Source organism: Actinotignum inguinis (genome assembly GCF_051265835.1).
Lineage (GTDB): Bacteria > Actinomycetota > Actinomycetes > Actinomycetales > Actinomycetaceae > Actinotignum > Actinotignum timonense.
In genome coordinates this window covers 1-16,185 of record NZ_JBOZDP010000018.1, presented here as the reverse complement: position 1 = coordinate 16,185, position 16,185 = coordinate 1, and the positions used below count along the sequence as shown (strand labels likewise).

Here is a 16,185-nt window from a genome sequence, read left to right as displayed (position 1 = left end):
CGCTTAGTTACTCAAGTTCGTGGAGATATCAAAAGTTCCGCTAACGGTGTGGGTATCTCCATTGGGGAGAAGAAGTTCTGCTTCGCACGGCACCTCTCCGGTAACGCGCAGCACACTTTCTTCTAGGGACCATGCCAGAAATACCGGCCCGTGAGGTGTTGTTACGTGCCCAGAAGCCCGCGTGAGGGAGCCACCCGGCTGAGGTTTCAGAAGGATTGCTTCGTACCCAGGCCGCGCAGCATTGATACCAAGAACGGTCCGGTACACCCAATCGATAACCGCACCCAGGGCGTAATGATTGAAAGAAGTCATACCGCCGGGATTCACCGTTCCGTCGGGAAGCATGGAATCCCAGCGCTCCCATACCGTTGTCGCACCCATGGTGATGGGATATCCCCACGAAGGGCACTTCGTTTGCTCAATCAAGCGATACGCAGCATCAAGGTGCCCGGTTTCCGTCAATGCATCACAAATTTCAGGGGTACCCGCGAACCCCGTTCCGATGAGGTAATCATTTTCCGCTACCAAATCGGCCAGGTACTGACCGGCCCGCTTCTTCTCTTCCTCTTCGAGAAGCCCGGTATTGATCGCGAGTGCGTATGCGGTTTGCGAATGGGAGGTCAGCCGGCCTTCCGTATCCGACTCCTGATCAAGGTAGCGATTGCGGAATGCCTTGCGGCACGTGGCAGCCCACTCCCGGATCTCTTTTTCGACATCCTTGCCGAGTATCTCCGCGATATCCGCGGCCCTCGTGAGGCACCGAACGACGTATGCATTCGCCACCAGCTGCGGATCAGTCTGACCATCTTGGGGAGCATCAGCCGGAGCCGTAGGATCCAGCCAATCCCCTAGCTGGAAAGCTTCCAGCCACAAACCGTCCGCACCTGCTAGCTCATGGAGGTCTCGAGCCCAGCTCCACACGAGTTCCCAATGCCGCTCAAGATAAGAAATGTCTCCTGTTGCTTGATACAGAGTCCACGGGAGCAGAATTGCGACGTCGTCCCATACCGAAGCCGGATCTTCCACTTTCCAGAAGAAGGGGGCGGGCACCCACGGCACATACCAAGGAATAACTCCGAATTCGCGATACTCTGCTTCCACATCACGGAGCCAATCGGACAAAAAGTCCGCGCAGTCCCCAAGGGTCAGGGCCGTGGGCCCGAATACCTGAATATCTCCGGTCCATCCCATCCGCTCGTCACGTTGCGGGCAGTCGGTCGGGAGTCCCACGAAGTTCGAGCGCGTGGACCACTGCACATTGGAGTGCAATTGGTTGAGAATTGGGTTGGAGCACTCGAAACTTGAGGTCATATTGATAGGGGTGCGAATAACTTGGAGCCGGAGAGTCGTAAGATCCACCGAGCCTTCCGGGTCCGTTATTTCGATATACCGGAACCCGTGCACTGTAAATCGTGGTTCGTAACGACGGCGCCCCCATCCAGCACCGGTGAATTCATCGATGGAATGTGCTTCACGCAGGGTTCGTGTGTAAATTCGCCCTTCTTGCAGCACTTCTGCGTGGCGAATAGTTACTGTCACACCCTCGGGAATATCTGCCTCGAACGATACCCGCCCCGCAGCGTTCTGCCCGAAGTCCACCAAAATAACATCATCTAGTCGCGTGATTTTTTGTGGTTCCAGAGTCTCCATTGCGGTGATTTCTCGCCACGGAACGAAAACTGGTTCCTCACTCACTGAAAGGGCTGTGACGTTCTGCCACACCGTTCCTGGATCTGCCTGGGCGCTCGGCAAAACATCGCAACGTTCGTCGTAGTGTTCCCCTCCGTAGAGTTCTGCGCGTACCCGTGGAGAACGGATGCATTTCCACGATTCGTCACTGGAAATAACCTCGTGCGAACCATCGGTATACGCGATATCCAGATGGAGGAAAGCTGCCACATCTTCTCCATAGAGGTTAACGTTGCCGCCATCGAAGCCGAAACGACCGCGCCACCACCCATCTGCCACATCAAGGTCAAGAACAACGGCACTACCCGCCTCCACGGACGCGAAAGAATGAGTAACGTCCAGGCAGGCAATGGGCATCCGGTGCCGGTAGCTCATCCATCCGGGAAGAAGTGTTTGCTCGTGAGCCAGCACACCGTTGACGTACATGTCCACAATCCCGTGAGCGGAGAGGTAAGCGGTTGCTTGACGCACCGGTCCCGCGGTAATAACGGTTCGGCGGAGACGCCATGATCCTTGTTCTGGCCCCGGATCTTCCGTCGGGCTAATCCACTGCCCTTTCAGTTGAGTGAGGTCCTGCATTAGGAATCCTTCCGTACCGCTCCCTCGGTCGGAGCAATGAAATCGGGAGCCTTACGAGTACGTCCGAGCCAGAACACACCGATGAGAACGGCAATAATCTGGAGCACAACGATGAAGATGTAGAGAACACGCGGTCCGGCATCCAGAATCACCGGAGTCCACAGCGCTACCACCGCGGCGACAATTCGAGTGAAGGCGGTGGTAATACCTTGCGCCGTCGAACGAAGGAGGGTGGGGAAGAGTTCCTGGGACCATACCTTCCACATCGGCTCACCTGCAATGGCGCCGCCAATGGCATAAACAATGGCGAGTGTAATGAGGACCCAGGGCTGGAAACCGAAGATAATGGGCAGTGACCATGCTGCGATAGCGAGCACACCGGCACCGGCAAAGAGCGGCATGCGGTACTTGGTGTCCACGAAACGCATAAGGAAGAACGTGGCTACCACGGACACACCCACACCGATGAGCCCCACCAGCGAAGCGGTACGAACCGTGGATCCGGCAACATTCACCCAGATGTAAGTCGAGAACTGGCCGTTAGTATTCGCAGCAACGTTCGCCAAGGCATAGAAGAGTCCGGTGCCGATCAGGGGAAGCAGGTAACGCCCGGTGAAAAGTTCACGCAGCTGCATCTTCTGGGGTTCAACACTTCCCTTGCCGGAATGCGCCTGAACCCAAGCCTGCGATTCGGGAAGAGTCGCGCGCAAAATCAGCACGATAACAGCGACGATAGCTAGGTGCGCATAGAGAATCTGGCCGCCCGTGCGCCCCATATTTCCGACCACAGCGCCAATGCCCATCGCGGCAAGCATGCCGCCCATCCAGAGCAGGTGGGAGAAAGTAATCATCTTCCCCTTGTGGCTAGGCGGTGCTTCCTCTGAGATCATCGCCAAGGAAACCGGAAGGTCAGCACCTACCGCAAAGCCGAGAGCTGGGATGAGGGCATAGAGAATTCCAGGGCCGCCCGCGAAAACCATCCCGGCTGCCGCGAGCGCGTAAAGAATCATGGTGACGGTGAAAACATGGCGTCGCCCGAAACGGTCACCCATGCGCCCGCCGACGATTGCACCCGCGGCGATCCCGAGGGTCAGAAGTGCCGAGTAATGCCCAATGGCGTGAGAGCTCAAACCGAGGGCATCCTGGTAAAGCACCAGCGCCGTTCCCGTGGACACAATCGCCGCAGCGTCAAGATATGACGCCATGCCTGCAATAGTCGCCACCCACCACGGGTTGACTTTTTTGCGTTGCAGATTCATTTTTCCTCCTTCGCAGCCACTCTGCTGCGTCAGGCGTATTCCTTGCCATGACAACTTGGTTTTTACGTCTCTTACGCCGGTCATGCGCATCTGCACGCTCTACCTTGTGCGTATTGAAACGTTTCAAGTAGTATTGACTATAGGAGCTCGCGGCTCTGGTGTCAACATTGCGAAAGCATCTCGATAATGTAGAAAATACGGCAGGCACCACAGAGTACTGGCACAACGCTCCCGCACAACACTCTTACAACGACGTAGAAAGGCCAACACCATGACAGAGAAAACAGAGAACCTGCAAAACCCGCAGCAAACGCCAGAAACCCACAAAGTCCAGCACACCTCCACCCTCCTCACCGGCGGCAAAGACTTCTGGCACACCCACGAAAACGAGCTCGGGCATGCGATTATGGTCTCCGATGGCCCGCACGGCTTGCGGGTCCAACCTGGCGAGGGCGATCACCTCGGCTCGGGTGCCTCGCTCCCGGCCACCTGCTTCCCGCCCGCCGTGGCCCTCGGTTCCACGTGGAACCCGGAGGCGGCGCGCGCCGTGGGAACCGCGATTGCGGAGGAGGCGCGGGCGCAGGGTGTCGGCGTCGTTCTAGGACCCGGAATTAATATCAAACGTGACCCTCGTTGCGGCCGTAACTTCGAGTATTTCAGCGAGGATCCTTTCCTCACCGCGTCCATGGCAACGGCCTACGTGAGCGGCGTGCAGAGCCGCGGCGTGGGCACCTCGCTCAAGCATTTCGCCGCGAATAACCAGGAAACGGACCGGATGCGCCGTGATTCCCAGGTGGACGAACGCACCCTGCGGGAAATCTACCTGCGCGCTTTCGAAAAGGTGGTCAAGGACGCCGCCCCGTGGACGATTATGTGTTCCTACAATTCCCTCAACGGCACGCTCGTTTCCGAAAACCGCTGGCTGCTCACCACGGTGCTGCGCGAGGAATGGGGTTATGAGGGCGTGGTTGTGTCCGATTGGGGTGCGGTGCGCGACCGCCGCGCCGCGCTGCGGGCCGGGCTCGACCTGGAAATGCCCGCGCATCGCATCCACGAAAAGGAAACTCTTGCCGCGCTGCGGGCCGGCGAGCTGGAGCCGAACGCGGTGGAAACCGCGGCCGCGCGCGTGAGTGCGTTGATAGAAAAGGCACCGCGCGAGCGCGGGGAAGATTTCGATGCCGCGGCCCACCACGATCTGGCCCGCAAAGTTGCGGAACAATCTGTGGTTCTGCTTAAGAACGACGGCGCACTTCCCCTCCGCGCCGATGCCAGCATCGCGGTATTCGGGGAATTCGCCCAGCATCCGCGCTACCAGGGCGCTGGATCGAGCCTGGTGAACCCCACCCGGGTCGCCACGGCCTGGGATGCCATCCAGGCGCTCGCCCCGCAGGCCACCTACGCCCCGCTCGACGAATCGAGCCTCGAGCAGGCGCGCGGTGCTGACGTATGCCTCGCCTTCATCGGCCTGGGCGAAGCCGAAGAATCAGAAGGCTACGACCGCAGCACGATCAGTATCCCGGCCGCGCAGCTGGAGTTCCTTGATCGGTTAGTGGAGGTGAATCCGAATGTCGTCGTCGTGCTAACGAACGGGGCGGCCGTGACGATTCCCTTCGCGGATAAAGTTCCCGCCATTCTGGAAACCTGGGTGCTGGGCCAGGTCGGCGGCGAAGCTATCGCCAATATTATTTTCGGGAAGGCGAACCCCTCCGGGAAGCTCACCGAAACAATTCCGCTGCGCCTGGAGGACTGCCCTTCCTACCCGCATTTCCCCGGCGACCGCTCCGGGGTGCGCTACGGCGAAGGGCTTTTTGTGGGGTATCGCGGTTTCGATGCGCGGGCGCTGGACGTGGCTTTCCCCTTCGGGCACGGCCTGAGCTACACCACTTTCGAGTACAGCGATCTGGAAGTCGAAGCTGCCGGCAATGATATTCGGGTGAGCTTCACGGTGCGCAATACCGGGCCGGTGGCGGGGCGGGAAGTCGCCCAGGTGTATGCGTCGGTGCCCGATTCTCGCGTGGTGCGGGTGCCGCGCGAACTCAAGGGTTTTGCTGGCGTGGAGCTCGCGCCCGGGGAGGCCCGCGCGGTTTCCATCACGGTGAGTGCCGCCGATCTGGCCTATTGGTCCGTGGAGCACGGCGCGTTCCTGGTGGAAAAGGGCACGTACCGGATTTCGGTAGGGGCCTCCAGCCGCGATCTGCCGCTGGTTGCCGAGGTAGAACTGGCCGGCAACGAACCGCCGGTCCACCTCACGCTGCTCTCCACCGTCAACGAAACCCTGGCGGTTCCCGGCGGGCGTGCCATTATCGAGGACTTCGTGCGCGGTTCCTTTGATAGTGGCGACCTTGGTGTGGATATGCTCGCCCTCATGGGCGACGCCCCGCTCAGCGCCATCGCGGGATTCCGCGGCGCTGACCCGGCTGAACTCGAGGCCCGCCTCGCGGAGTTGAACGACGACGGTGACAACTGCGGTAACGGCGGCAGTAACGACGGCGCCGCCGCGCCCGCGGGGAGCTAAACGCCGGCGCTCACTATTCCTCCCGGACGCTGGACCGGGGTGGCGTGGAGATCTCCCGTTGATCCCGCTCGCTCTGAACACCCCGCGCGCCCTGGCTCAGCGTCCCGCTGAGGAGAAGCACCGTAATACCGGCGAAGGGCACCACGCACAGGCCGGTCCGCAGCCCAAAGGTATCGGCCACCATCCCCACAATCGGCGGAGACACCAGGAACCCGATGCGCATAAGCCAGGAAATCGCGGTCAGGCCCGTGCCCGGCTTGAGGCCGGGAAGCTCGTCGGCTTGCTGGATCGCGGCCGGCACCAGCGTGGCCGACCCAAACCCGGCCACCGCGAAACCGGCAATCGTGCCCAGCACGCTCGGGAACAGCAGCGCCAGCCCCATCCCCGCGGTAATGAGCGCCGCACCGCCCTGAGCAACGGTGCGCCGCCCAAAGCGATCCACCAGCCCATCGCCCAGCAGCCGCCCCACAAACTGCGAGCCGACCAGCCCCACATAACCCGCGGCAGCCAGCCCGCCCACGGCGCCGAGCTGCCCCACGTACAACGTCGCCCAACTCGACCCGGCGTCCTCGATGAGCCCGCCCATCGTGGCAATAAGCACCAGCGCACCCAGCATCGCCACGGTCCGAAGCGTGAGAGGCCCCGAAGTCCCGGACGGCTCGCTTGACTCGATGGGCTCGGTTTCTTGCGTATCCGCATTAAGGGCCGACGACGCCGCAACCTCCCCCACATCGCCTACCCCGCCACCAACGTGACCTGCGGGAGTACCGCTTGGCCCGGGGTCTGCGGCGTCGTTCCCAGGTAAACAGAAGCGCCGGGCCACCAGCGCAACCGCGGCCCACAGTATCCCGGACAGCACCATATGCGTGGGCACCGATAATCCGATCCCGATCGCGGCGGCGGACATGAGGCCGCCGCTCATCGCGCCCACGGACCAGGTGGCGTGGAAGGTGTTAATAATTGAGCGCCCGTAGTGGCGCTGGACCCGCAGGCCGTGCGCGTTTTGGCCAACGTCCGTGGCGGCATCGCAGGCGCCGCCGAGGAACATGCCGGCCGCGAAGAAGATTCCCGTGGGGCCCACACCCGCCATAATGAGGCCGAGGGCGGTGAGCAGCGTGCCGGCCACCGCCACCGGCGCGGAGCCGAATTTGCGGATGAGCGGCGCGGCAAATACACCTGCGATGATGCCGCCGGCCGGGAAGGCCGCGAGCGCGAGGCCGTACACGGCGTTGTCGAGCTCGTGGATCCGCTTGATTTCGGGGAAGCGCGGCACGATATTGGCGAAAATGGCGCCGTTGGTGAAGAAGAGCGCGCTCACCGCCAGGCGGGCATGGTGCAATTGGGTGGCGCTGTAGTGGCGTGAACTCGGCGGGCGCCGGCGGCGGGAAACGTGCTGCGTTGTCACAACTATCCTTTGCGTGCGGATCTTTTGCATGCGGTGTTAACGCTTCCACCCTACCGAGAAAAGCGGGGCCGCGGGCTCGCTGCCGCGTGCATACTGCAACGTGCATGCTGCCAGCAGCATCGCCCGGGTGTGCAGCAGAAAAACCCGCGGGCAGCGCTCACGGAGAACGCCACCCGCGGATTTACTACCCGGCCGCTACCCGGCTGCTGCCCGGCCGCCACCCGGGAAAGCCAGCCTAGATCTTCTCACCTCCGGTCGTTTCCTGGGCCGGCAGCGCCAGCGAAATCGCGAAGGCGATCACCGCGCACACCAAACCAACAATCGCAGCCTGCGAGTACCCGGCGGTAATATCGCCGGCCACCGCATTGCGGGCCACGAAGGAGGCCATTACCCCGGTACCCACGCCCGCGCCCAGGTTGAAGGCCGCGGAGGTTAGGCCCGGGAGCACCCCCGGCCGGGTGGGCGAAGCGTAGAGCACGCCCATGGCGTTGAGGGTGGTATTGGACATCGCGGTGTAGGTGGCGCCCATGAGGAAGGCCAGGGTGAAGAGCACCCAGCGATTCTCGAAACCGAAAACCACCACCCCGGTGATGAGCACGATGCTGCCCAGCAGGCCGGCGCGCAGGATCGCGCGGTAGCCCAGCCGCGGAGCGTACTTGCCCACGAAGGGTGCCAGCAGCCAGCCCAGCAGTGAGAACGGCGTGAGGTAGAGCAGCGCGGATTCCGTGCCGCCCATACCCAGGCCGTTCTGCGCATCCTGGGATACCGCCGGGATAAGGTACATGAGCACCGAGAAAGCGGAAGCCAGGGTGAAGAAGGCCGTGCCGGTCACGCCCCAGGTTTGGCGTTTGACCAGCTCGTTGAGCGGAACCAGCGGATCCGATACCCCGCGCTCCACCAGCACGAAGGCCACCGCCAGCACCACCGCCGCGATAATCGCAGCAATGGTCCAGGTGTTCCCCCAGCCCAGCGAACCGAAACCGAAGGTGAGCGCCATATTCGCCGACCACAACGAACCGGTCAGGGTCATCGCCCCGCCCCAGTCCATGCGGCTGGCCGCCGGAACTCGCGTTTCTGGCACCCAGGCCACCACGCAAATGAGAGCCAGGACTTCCAGAGCCAGGATCGTCCAGAAAATTCCCTTGTAGCCGGCGTGATCCACGATCACCCCGCCCAGCAGGGTGTCGATCCCGGCCACCCCGGAATTGATCGCGGCAACCAACCCGATATAGAAACCGTATTTCTTCGGGTGGAGGATGGCGCGCAGCGTGAGGTTACCCAGCGCGAAGGTGGCCCCGCAAAAACCTTGGAGGAAGCGCCCCACCATGAGCATGGCCACGCTGCTGGTCACCAGCACCAGCACCGTTCCCACCACCATAAAGCTCACGGAAATCAGCAGGGTCACGCGCCGCCCGATTTTATCGGCGAGCGGCGGGAAGAAAATCGCGAGCGCCGCGGCTACCGCGAGGAACACCGTGGAGCTCCACCCAATCACCCCGGCATTGGTATTGAGGGCGCTGGCCATATCTCCGATGGCCGGCGCCAGCATCGTGGCGTTGAGCTGGAAACTCGCGATCACCAGCATGAGTGCGGTGAGCACCAGCTTCGGGTTAATCGCGCGGTTGCCGGCTGCACGCACCGTGGTCCCCTCAATATATTCGGAGGGGAGTTCCCTTGGGGGTTGTTCCCTCGAGAGTTCAGCCATGGAATTCTCCTTCACAGATGATGAACCGATATCCGGCAGAACTACGCGAGGCCCGCGAAAGGCTGATTCGGGGTGGTTTCCAGCGCGAGCAAAGCATCCAACCGCGCGAAGAACGCCTTTTTATCGGCTTCTTCCACCACGTACGCATTCGCGGGGAGCGGGAATTTCTCCCAGGCCATGGCCGAGTACCCGCGGGTGAGCTCCGAACCGGTTTCAATATCCACCCGGTAGTGGTTTTCGCTGAGGATAAGTTCCGGATGCAGGAGGGTGGCCACCGTCATGGAATCGGGATGCGTGGAGCCATCCACCCCCACCGATTCGTTGAAGTCCAGGGTGGTATCGCAGACCTTCTTGAAGAACTTCGCGAGGGTCGTATTCTTATCGGCCAGCGCATTGTATTCCGCGCGGGTGATCGTGGCATCACGCAGGGTGATGGGATCCCAGGTCACCACGTGAATATCTTCGAAGCCGGCCGTGAATACAATCTGGGCGGCTTCCGGATCCACGTAGAAATTAAATTCGGCCGCGGAAATCGTATTTCCACGGCCGTTATTGGATCCACCCATAATGTAGAGGCTCTTGACGTTCTTCACGAAGTTGCGGTCTTTGACCACCGCGGTCGCGATATTCGTGAGTGGCCCGATTGCCACCACGCTCACCTCACCCGGTTGGGCAGCTGTGATACGCAGAAGAGCGTCAACGGCGTGCTCGTCCTCCACGTGCGTCGTCGTAAAATCAATACTCAAACCGCCGGTGCCGTCACCGTGGACGTCCTCCGCGGACACCCATTCGCGCAACATCGGCTGCGAGCAACCCACGTGAATGGGGACCGCGCCGAGCTTACCGGCAGCGTTGAGCGTCATCTGCGCATTTTTGATCTGCCGCTCAAAACCAACATTTCCGGCCACCATGGTGATGGCCCGCAAATCAGCCCGCTCATCGAGAAGGCCGAATAGAATCGCCACGCAATCGTCCTGCGCGGTATCAGTATCGAGGATAAAAGGTACCTTCGTCATGAGTGCTCCTAGTAACTTTCGTGGCCGTTTTCCCCGGTCACAATGGCAACCGAGTTCGAGGATCCCACCAGGGCCGCTCCGGCCCGGATCAACGATAGTGCGTGGTCAAAGGTGGAGATGCCGCCCGACCCCTTGATGAGAACGCCCGCGGGCGCCAGGCTTTTCAGGAACTTAATCGATTCAACGCTCGCCTTTTCCACCGAACCGGAGGACGCATTTTTGAGGTATTTCGCGCCGGCTTCCACGGAGAGTTCCACCGCGGCGCGACGTTCGGCCTCGGTGAGGAGCGGCAGTTCGAGCATCACTTTAACGGGCACGCCCGCGGCGACGACGCCCGCAATATCCTCGCGGAACTTGTCATATTCGCCGTCCTTGAGCCACCCGATCTGCACCCCGATATCAATTTGGGTGGCGCCGGCCTTCACCAGCGCTTCGGCTTCCGCGGCCTTCCCGGCCGAGGTCATCACCCCGGTGGTTGGGAAATCAAGCGCGGAGGCCACCTCGATCCCGGTACCCTCCAGCACCTTCGCGGTAATGGGCACCTGGGATCCGGCGACCATCGCCGCGTTGAATCCATATTCGATGGCCTGCTCCGCGTGCCGGATCGATTCGGCCCGCGTGGTTCCGATCTTAATGAGTGTGTGTTGAATATACGGGGCTAAATCGCGCGGATTCGTAATAGCTTCCGGCGCGATACGCGTGGGTTTTTCCATTATTTATCCTTCCGTTCGGATTGTTATGAGTTACGTGGAAGTACGACGGCGCAGCGCTCGGCACCGAAGCGGGTGTGAAGATCGTCAATGCTGGGTATACCCGGCAGCACTCCTTCCGCTTCTACGGTAAGAGCGCCAGCGCAATTCGCGAAGCGGGCCGCCTCCGCGGGCGTTGCCCCGCAGGTGAGGGCCGCCGCGAGCGCCGCGTTCGTGGCATCGCCCGCCCCGGTGGTATCTACAACAGCGCGGGGCGTCTCAGCTGGGATTTTCTGCGGCTGGCCCCCGCTTTCGCACACATAACAGCCCTCCGCTCCGTGGGTGAGCACCACGGTGCATTCCAGGGCTTGGGCGATGCGGGCGGCTTTTTCTTGGGGCGGGAGGGCCGCGAGCGCGGCGGCGTCGTCGTTCCCTAACATCTGCAAGAGCGCGAGCGCTTCCGTTTCGTTCGGCGTGATGACGTCGACCTGGCGCAACACATGTTCGGGCAGGCGCGGCACCGGGGCCGGGTTGAGGATGACGCGCGCCCCGGCCGCGCGCCCGAAGGTTATCGCGCGCGCTACGCTGGGCGCGGGGATCTCGCAGGAAATAAGGACGGTATCCGCGCTTTCAAAAATGGCGGCGTGCGCGCCGATATCTGCCGGGCTGAGCTGGTCTAAAACCCCGTTGGCGAGGATAATGCGATTTTCTCCGGTGGCATCCGTGATAATCGCACCGACCATGGTGACGCCTTCTTTGGTGACGACGGCGGAGGCGTCCACGCCCTCGGCCGCCCACATCTCGCGCGCGGCGTGGGCGTACCAATCCGAGCCGACGGCGGTGAGTAAGCTGACCGGGATTCCCAGCCGAGCCACCCCGACTGCCTGGTTGGATGCTTTGCCGCCGTGTTCCTGGCTGAAGCGCGCCCCGGAGACGGTTTCTCCGTCCGCGGGCGGGCGCTCGGTGAAAAATGACAGGCCGACGCCGTAGCCGCCGACAACAAGTATTCGCATTGCTCCCCCTTGAACTCGTGCGTTAAGGCGAGGGTAGCAGTGTGAACAAGTGTATACAAGTAGGTACAGCTAGTGGACAGGTTTAGGGGCGGTGCGCGGGCGGCCGGCCGTGGGTTCGGGGGTGACCACGCGACAACGGGACGCCGCCGCAACGGGACACCCTCCGCAACGGGCACCCTGGAAAGCGCGCCAGTCTTTACGAGGGCAGCGGGGTGCGGTGCACGATGGAGTGAATCCGCAGGCGGTCCGGGCGGATCCAGATGCGCGAGGTTTCTACCGGACGGTCGGAGGCGTCGTAGGTGACCTGCTTCATGTCGATGAGCGGGAAGCCGTGCGGAACTGCGAGGATGCGCGCGAGGTTGCGGTCAGCCCCGACGGCGGAGATGGTGCGGCTGCCGTGGGAGAGGGCGATGCCGAGGCCGTTTTCCAGGGTGCCGAAAAGGGAATTCGCCTCGTAATCCTGCTTGACGAGGACGGCGCGTTCCGCGCAGAGCGGGGGGAGGATCACCCAATTATCGAGGAGGGTGATGGAGCCTTCGGCGTCGCCGCGCATGCGGCGCAGGTGGAAAATATTGCCGTCTACTCCTAACGCGGCGGCGATCGGAGGCGGGGCGGGGATGACTTCTTGGGCGAGCACCCGGGTGGTGTAGTCGATGCCGCGCTGCTCGAGTTCTTCGGCGAGGGTGGTGAGGGAGGAGGTGAGCGGGGAGCGCACAATATCGTGGGCGATGAAGGTGCCACGCCCGCGCACCCGCACCAGCAGACCTTCGTCGATGAGCTGGTCCACGGCTTTGCGCAGGGTTCCTCGGGCCACATTGAGCTGTTCGGCGAGGGTGATTTCCATGGGGAGCTGGTCGCCGCGCCGCCACGCGCCGGTGCTTACTTGTTCACGCATCCAGGTGGCGAGCTGCCGAAAAATCGGAGTGGGGGCATTGCGGTCAAGGCCCGGGGACTCGGTGTGCATGGTTCCTCACCATCGCTTCCTGGACGTCTATGTTCGGATACATGTTCGGATCCGGGCTGCTTTGCCCGGCATCTCTAGGGTACCGCGCGGCCTGGGAGGGCGCTGGAAAGCGCCTGATGGTGGGCTGGCGGGGGCGGGAGGCGCGGGTGGCACGCGCGCGAGGTGCGGGGCGTACGTTCCCCGCCACCGCCTTTCAAGCACCGAGGTTTCCGAAGGCCACCACGTGCACGCCATCGGGGCGGGTGTAACTGAGGCCCGATCCGGTCACCACCACGAGCAGCGGATCCGGGCTTTTCACATAGCGCTGCGCGAACCGCTGTAAATTCGCGGCTGCTCCATCAATAATGCTAGGGACCGAGCCGAGTTTTACTTCTACCAGCGCCATTCGCCCACCACTATCCAGGATGGCATCCACTTCCAGCCCGTCAGCGCTGCGACCGTGATAAATATCGGTACGAGCCAGGTAGCGCAGATCGTGCACAACCTGGGATTCGAAAAGCTGCCCGAAAAACTCCAGGTCGTCCAGGAGCTCGCGCTCGCTCGCGTGCAATGCGGCAGCGGCAAGCGCCGGATCGGCCAGGTGATGCTTAGGCGCTTCTCGGAGCGGCGCTGCGGAGCGAAGATGCGCACGCCAGGCTGGCTGCGGCGTCGTAATAAAAATTCGCTGCAAAGAATCGAGGTAATCACGCACCGAATCGCGCGCCAGGCCGGTATCGCGCGCCAGGGCGCTGACGGACATTTCCGTTGCGGTTCCGCGCGCGAGGGAGGTGAGGAGGGCCGCGACGCGCTGCGGGTCGCGATATGTATTGTCCGGAATTCTAATGTCGACGGCGCAGACGGTCTCCAGATAATCACGATTATTAGCACGGGCTTGTTCCGTGTTGAGCTCGAGGTTGCCCGGCCAGCCCCCGTGCGCGATGCGCTGGGCGATATCCGGGACGGTGAGCGAAGAGGAGGCCGGAGTTATCGCAGCTCCGGGCGGTAATTGCGCGAGCTCACGCAGAGAGACGGCACTGTCGCTATGCCCGGTTTCCGCGAAGGTCATAGTCCCCATCACGAGGCGCGCGAACCGCCCTGCGCCGCTGTGGCGGGCGGCGCCCTCGCCGGGAGCGGTGGATACTGACGCCCCGAAAACTTGCACTGCGGAAACCGGAGCCACGGAACCGGTGAAAATAAACTGGCCCGGGCGGTGGCGCCGGTCAATCTCATGCCGGGCCAAATCCCATAGCACCGGGAAAACCTGCCATTCGTCCACGAGCCGCGGGGTATCGCCCTCGAGGACAAGCTGCGGGAGCACCGCTAATTGCTGTTCGAGCTGCGGATCGATATCCGCCTGGATCGCGCTCTTGGCATACCGGCGGGCTGTCTCCGTTTTCCCGCATCCTTTGGGCCCGGTCACGAGCACACCGCCGGCGCGCGCCAGGGCCTCCTCCAGCTCGCCATCGGCCAGCCTGGGCCGGTAGGAAATGCTTTCCTGAGCCATATCGCCTGCTTTCATTTTCCCTGATATATCGCGCTTTTGGGGCGGAGTCGTCAGTTTATAGACCGTATAGTCGCCAGTTTATCGGAAATCGAGTCGTCAGTTTATGGGCGGTGCAGTCGTCAGTTTGTAGCACGCGGGCGATCCCATTGAAGATATCCTTGGATACAGCTGCCTTAGCACTTGGCTTCACAACGTTGTAGGAGAGGTAAGTCATGGACACATCCACGGTGGACATCCACTTCGAACCTTGGGAACTTGAGTCGATTCAGGCGCACGCCAATACGCTGGGCCAAAGCCTTTCGGATTTTGTTCGTGAGTCAGCCCTGGAGCGCGTCGAAGAATTTATTGATACGGAACTCTATCGGCAGGCACGGGAGCAAGACGATGGAATTCGCTATTCCATGGGCGAGGTCATGCGTATAGTCGCAGAGGATTGATATTCTTTACGAATCTGCCAGGTCTTGAACTGCCAGATCAGTGACATCGTAGAAGTTATACCCACTACCGAAGTGAAAGAAGAAGGCGCATGAGCCAGCTCGGATCTTTTATCTGGGGCACTGCCGATATATTGCGCGGCCCGTACAAGGCCAGCCAGTACGGCAATGTTATTTTGCCGATGACGATCCTGCGCAGACTCGACTGCGTGCTAACAGGCCATCAAGCCACCCTTGAACCACTGGTGGCACGATTTAAAAGTAATCCTGAGTTGTTGGCTGCCCAGGTACAGCGCGCCACGGGACTGCCGTTCTATAACACCACCCCTTGGACGCTACACACTCTGCTCGGAGACCCGAAGGGGCTTGAGGCGAACCTGAAACAGTACGTCAATGGTTTTTCTGACAACATGGATGTTTTCGAGCGATTCAAACTTGCCGACAAGATCAGCGCCATGGCGGAAAAGAACATCCTCTACCTCGTGGTCGAACGTTTCGCCAACATCGATTTACATCCCGATACCGTCAGCAATGCCGAGATGGGCGACCTCTACGAATACCTGATCCGCACCTTCAACGAATCATCCAACGAAGCACCCGGCGAACACTTCACTCCAAGGGATGCCATCCGGCTTCTTGTCGATCTCGTCTTCGCGGGCGACGACGAGGCACTCTCCGTACCCGGAACGATCCGCTCGATCTATGATCCCACGGTAGGCACAGGCGGGATGCTATCCATCGCAGAAGAACACCTGATCGGCAGTTCCGATAAACCGGGCCTCAATCCACAAGCCCAGTTACGTCTCTACGGCCAAGAAGTCAACGACCAGTCCTATGCCGTGTGTAAGTCCGACCTGCTCATCAAGGGATACGATCCCAGCAATATCCAACTCGGTGACACCCTCGCCGATGATAAATTCGCTGGTCAAACCTTTGACTACTGCATGTCGAACCCGCCCTATGGCGATGACTGGAAAGCCAGCCAAACTGCCGTCATGAACGAGCTCAAAGAACTTGGTAGTGCCTCACGTTTCTACGCTGGCGGGGCCAAGCCGAAACAGAATGTTCCTGCCGTCAGTGATGGACAAATGCTCTTCCTGCAACACGTAGTTAGCAAACTACGCCCCAAAGTTAAAGGCGGTGGCCGAGGTGGCATCGTCATGAACGGCTCACCATTGTTTAACGGGGCAGCAGAATCTGGGCCGTCAAACATCCGCAAATGGCTTCTCGAGCACGACCTGGTTGATGCAATCGTCGCACTACCAACCGACATGTTTTACAACACTGGTATCGCCACCTATATATGGATAGTGGACAACAACAAGCCAGAAGAACGCCAGGGTAAAGTCCAACTCATCGGAGTGTGTCAAGTTGTTTGTGTGTGAGCATTGTTTATAAATACTTATTAAACCGGTCAGGGTAGGCCACGGACAT

At 61.1% G+C, this 16,185-nt stretch carries 12 protein-coding genes and 1 pseudogene; 4 read left to right on the top strand and 9 right to left on the bottom strand.

Annotation, left to right across the window (positions count from 1 at the left end; all coding sequences use genetic code 11):
* Positions 1-3: 3 nt before the first annotated feature.
* Together ACRQFC_RS07895 and ACRQFC_RS07890 are read right to left on the bottom strand one after the other, a co-directional pair.
* On the bottom strand, positions 4-2,268 hold the full coding sequence (locus ACRQFC_RS07895; protein WP_284883195.1) for an alpha-L-rhamnosidase: 2,265 nt from the start codon (positions 2,266-2,268) through the stop codon (positions 4-6).
* On the bottom strand, positions 2,268-3,527 hold the full coding sequence (locus ACRQFC_RS07890; protein WP_284883194.1) for an MFS transporter: 1,260 nt from the start codon (positions 3,525-3,527) through the stop codon (positions 2,268-2,270). Before ACRQFC_RS07890 ends, ACRQFC_RS07895 begins: the two co-directional genes overlap by 1 nt.
* Positions 3,528-3,798: 271 nt before the next feature.
* Between ACRQFC_RS07890 and ACRQFC_RS07885 the strand changes: the two genes are divergently transcribed.
* Positions 3,799-6,042: a glycoside hydrolase family 3 C-terminal domain-containing protein gene (locus tag ACRQFC_RS07885; RefSeq protein WP_284883193.1), complete on the top strand. Its 2,244-nt coding sequence runs from the start codon at positions 3,799-3,801 to the stop codon at positions 6,040-6,042.
* A 13-nt stretch (positions 6,043-6,055) separates the two neighbouring features.
* Here ACRQFC_RS07885 and ACRQFC_RS07880 read toward each other — a convergent pair whose 3' ends face one another.
* The 7 genes from ACRQFC_RS07880 to ACRQFC_RS07850 form a co-directional block, all read right to left on the bottom strand.
* Complete coding sequence (locus ACRQFC_RS07880; protein WP_284883192.1) at positions 6,056-7,447, bottom strand: MFS transporter; 1,392 nt, start codon at positions 7,445-7,447, stop codon at positions 6,056-6,058.
* A gap of 235 nt (positions 7,448-7,682) precedes the next feature.
* Positions 7,683-9,152: an MFS transporter gene (locus tag ACRQFC_RS07875; RefSeq protein WP_284883191.1), complete on the bottom strand. Its 1,470-nt coding sequence runs from the start codon at positions 9,150-9,152 to the stop codon at positions 7,683-7,685.
* A 41-nt stretch (positions 9,153-9,193) separates the two neighbouring features.
* Positions 9,194-10,168, bottom strand: a complete 975-nt coding sequence (locus ACRQFC_RS07870) for a nucleoside hydrolase (RefSeq protein ID WP_284883190.1) — start codon at positions 10,166-10,168, stop codon at positions 9,194-9,196.
* 8 nt (positions 10,169-10,176) lie between these two features.
* Entirely contained in the window at positions 10,177-10,881 is a 705-nt protein-coding gene (gene deoC / locus ACRQFC_RS07865) for a deoxyribose-phosphate aldolase (RefSeq protein ID WP_284883189.1), read from the bottom strand.
* Between the two features lie 23 nt (positions 10,882-10,904).
* Complete coding sequence (locus tag ACRQFC_RS07860) at positions 10,905-11,870, bottom strand: ribokinase (protein WP_284883188.1); 966 nt, start codon at positions 11,868-11,870, stop codon at positions 10,905-10,907.
* A 196-nt stretch (positions 11,871-12,066) separates the two neighbouring features.
* A complete protein-coding gene (locus ACRQFC_RS07855) occupies positions 12,067-12,834 on the bottom strand; it encodes a GntR family transcriptional regulator (protein ID WP_284883187.1) in 768 nt (255 codons plus the stop codon).
* Positions 12,835-13,027: 193 nt separating this feature from the next.
* On the bottom strand, positions 13,028-14,317 hold the full coding sequence (locus ACRQFC_RS07850; RefSeq protein WP_284897280.1) for an ATP-binding protein: 1,290 nt from the start codon (positions 14,315-14,317) through the stop codon (positions 13,028-13,030).
* A 212-nt stretch (positions 14,318-14,529) separates the two neighbouring features.
* Between ACRQFC_RS07850 and ACRQFC_RS07845 the strand changes: the two genes are divergently transcribed.
* The 3 genes and pseudogenes from ACRQFC_RS07845 (at position 14,530) to ACRQFC_RS07835 (ending at position 16,136) form a co-directional block, all read left to right on the top strand.
* On the top strand, positions 14,530-14,754 hold the full coding sequence (locus tag ACRQFC_RS07845) for a DUF6290 family protein (RefSeq protein WP_284897283.1): 225 nt from the start codon (positions 14,530-14,532) through the stop codon (positions 14,752-14,754).
* Between the two features lie 9 nt (positions 14,755-14,763).
* Positions 14,764-14,847: pseudogene (locus ACRQFC_RS07840) on the top strand (helix-turn-helix domain-containing protein); the annotation flags it as partial.
* Entirely contained in the window at positions 14,844-16,136 is a 1,293-nt protein-coding gene (locus tag ACRQFC_RS07835) for a type I restriction-modification system subunit M (RefSeq protein ID WP_284897286.1), read from the top strand. The pseudogene ACRQFC_RS07840 and the gene ACRQFC_RS07835, both read left to right, overlap by 4 nt.
* Positions 16,137-16,185 lie beyond the last annotated feature (49 nt).

What these genes read in the sequence shown, in the direction of transcription:
- ACRQFC_RS07895 (WP_284883195.1), bottom strand. Translation starts at nt 2,268, where the DNA reads ATGCAGGACCTCACTCAACTGAAAGGGCAGTGGATTAGCCCGACGGAA.
- ACRQFC_RS07890 (WP_284883194.1), bottom strand. Translation starts at nt 3,527, where the DNA reads ATGAATCTGCAACGCAAAAAAGTCAACCCGTGGTGGGTGGCGACTATT.
- ACRQFC_RS07885 (WP_284883193.1), top strand. Translation starts at nt 3,799, where the DNA reads ATGACAGAGAAAACAGAGAACCTGCAAAACCCGCAGCAAACGCCAGAA.
- ACRQFC_RS07875 (WP_284883191.1), bottom strand. Translation starts at nt 9,152, where the DNA reads ATGGCTGAACTCTCGAGGGAACAACCCCCAAGGGAACTCCCCTCCGAA.
- ACRQFC_RS07870 (WP_284883190.1), bottom strand. Translation starts at nt 10,168, where the DNA reads ATGACGAAGGTACCTTTTATCCTCGATACTGATACCGCGCAGGACGAT.
- deoC (WP_284883189.1), bottom strand. Translation starts at nt 10,881, where the DNA reads ATGGAAAAACCCACGCGTATCGCGCCGGAAGCTATTACGAATCCGCGC.
- ACRQFC_RS07860 (WP_284883188.1), bottom strand. Translation starts at nt 11,870, where the DNA reads ATGCGAATACTTGTTGTCGGCGGCTACGGCGTCGGCCTGTCATTTTTC.
- ACRQFC_RS07855 (WP_284883187.1), bottom strand. Translation starts at nt 12,834, where the DNA reads ATGCACACCGAGTCCCCGGGCCTTGACCGCAATGCCCCCACTCCGATT.
- ACRQFC_RS07850 (WP_284897280.1), bottom strand. Translation starts at nt 14,317, where the DNA reads ATGGCTCAGGAAAGCATTTCCTACCGGCCCAGGCTGGCCGATGGCGAG.
- ACRQFC_RS07845 (WP_284897283.1), top strand. Translation starts at nt 14,530, where the DNA reads ATGGACACATCCACGGTGGACATCCACTTCGAACCTTGGGAACTTGAG.
- ACRQFC_RS07835 (WP_284897286.1), top strand. Translation starts at nt 14,844, where the DNA reads ATGAGCCAGCTCGGATCTTTTATCTGGGGCACTGCCGATATATTGCGC.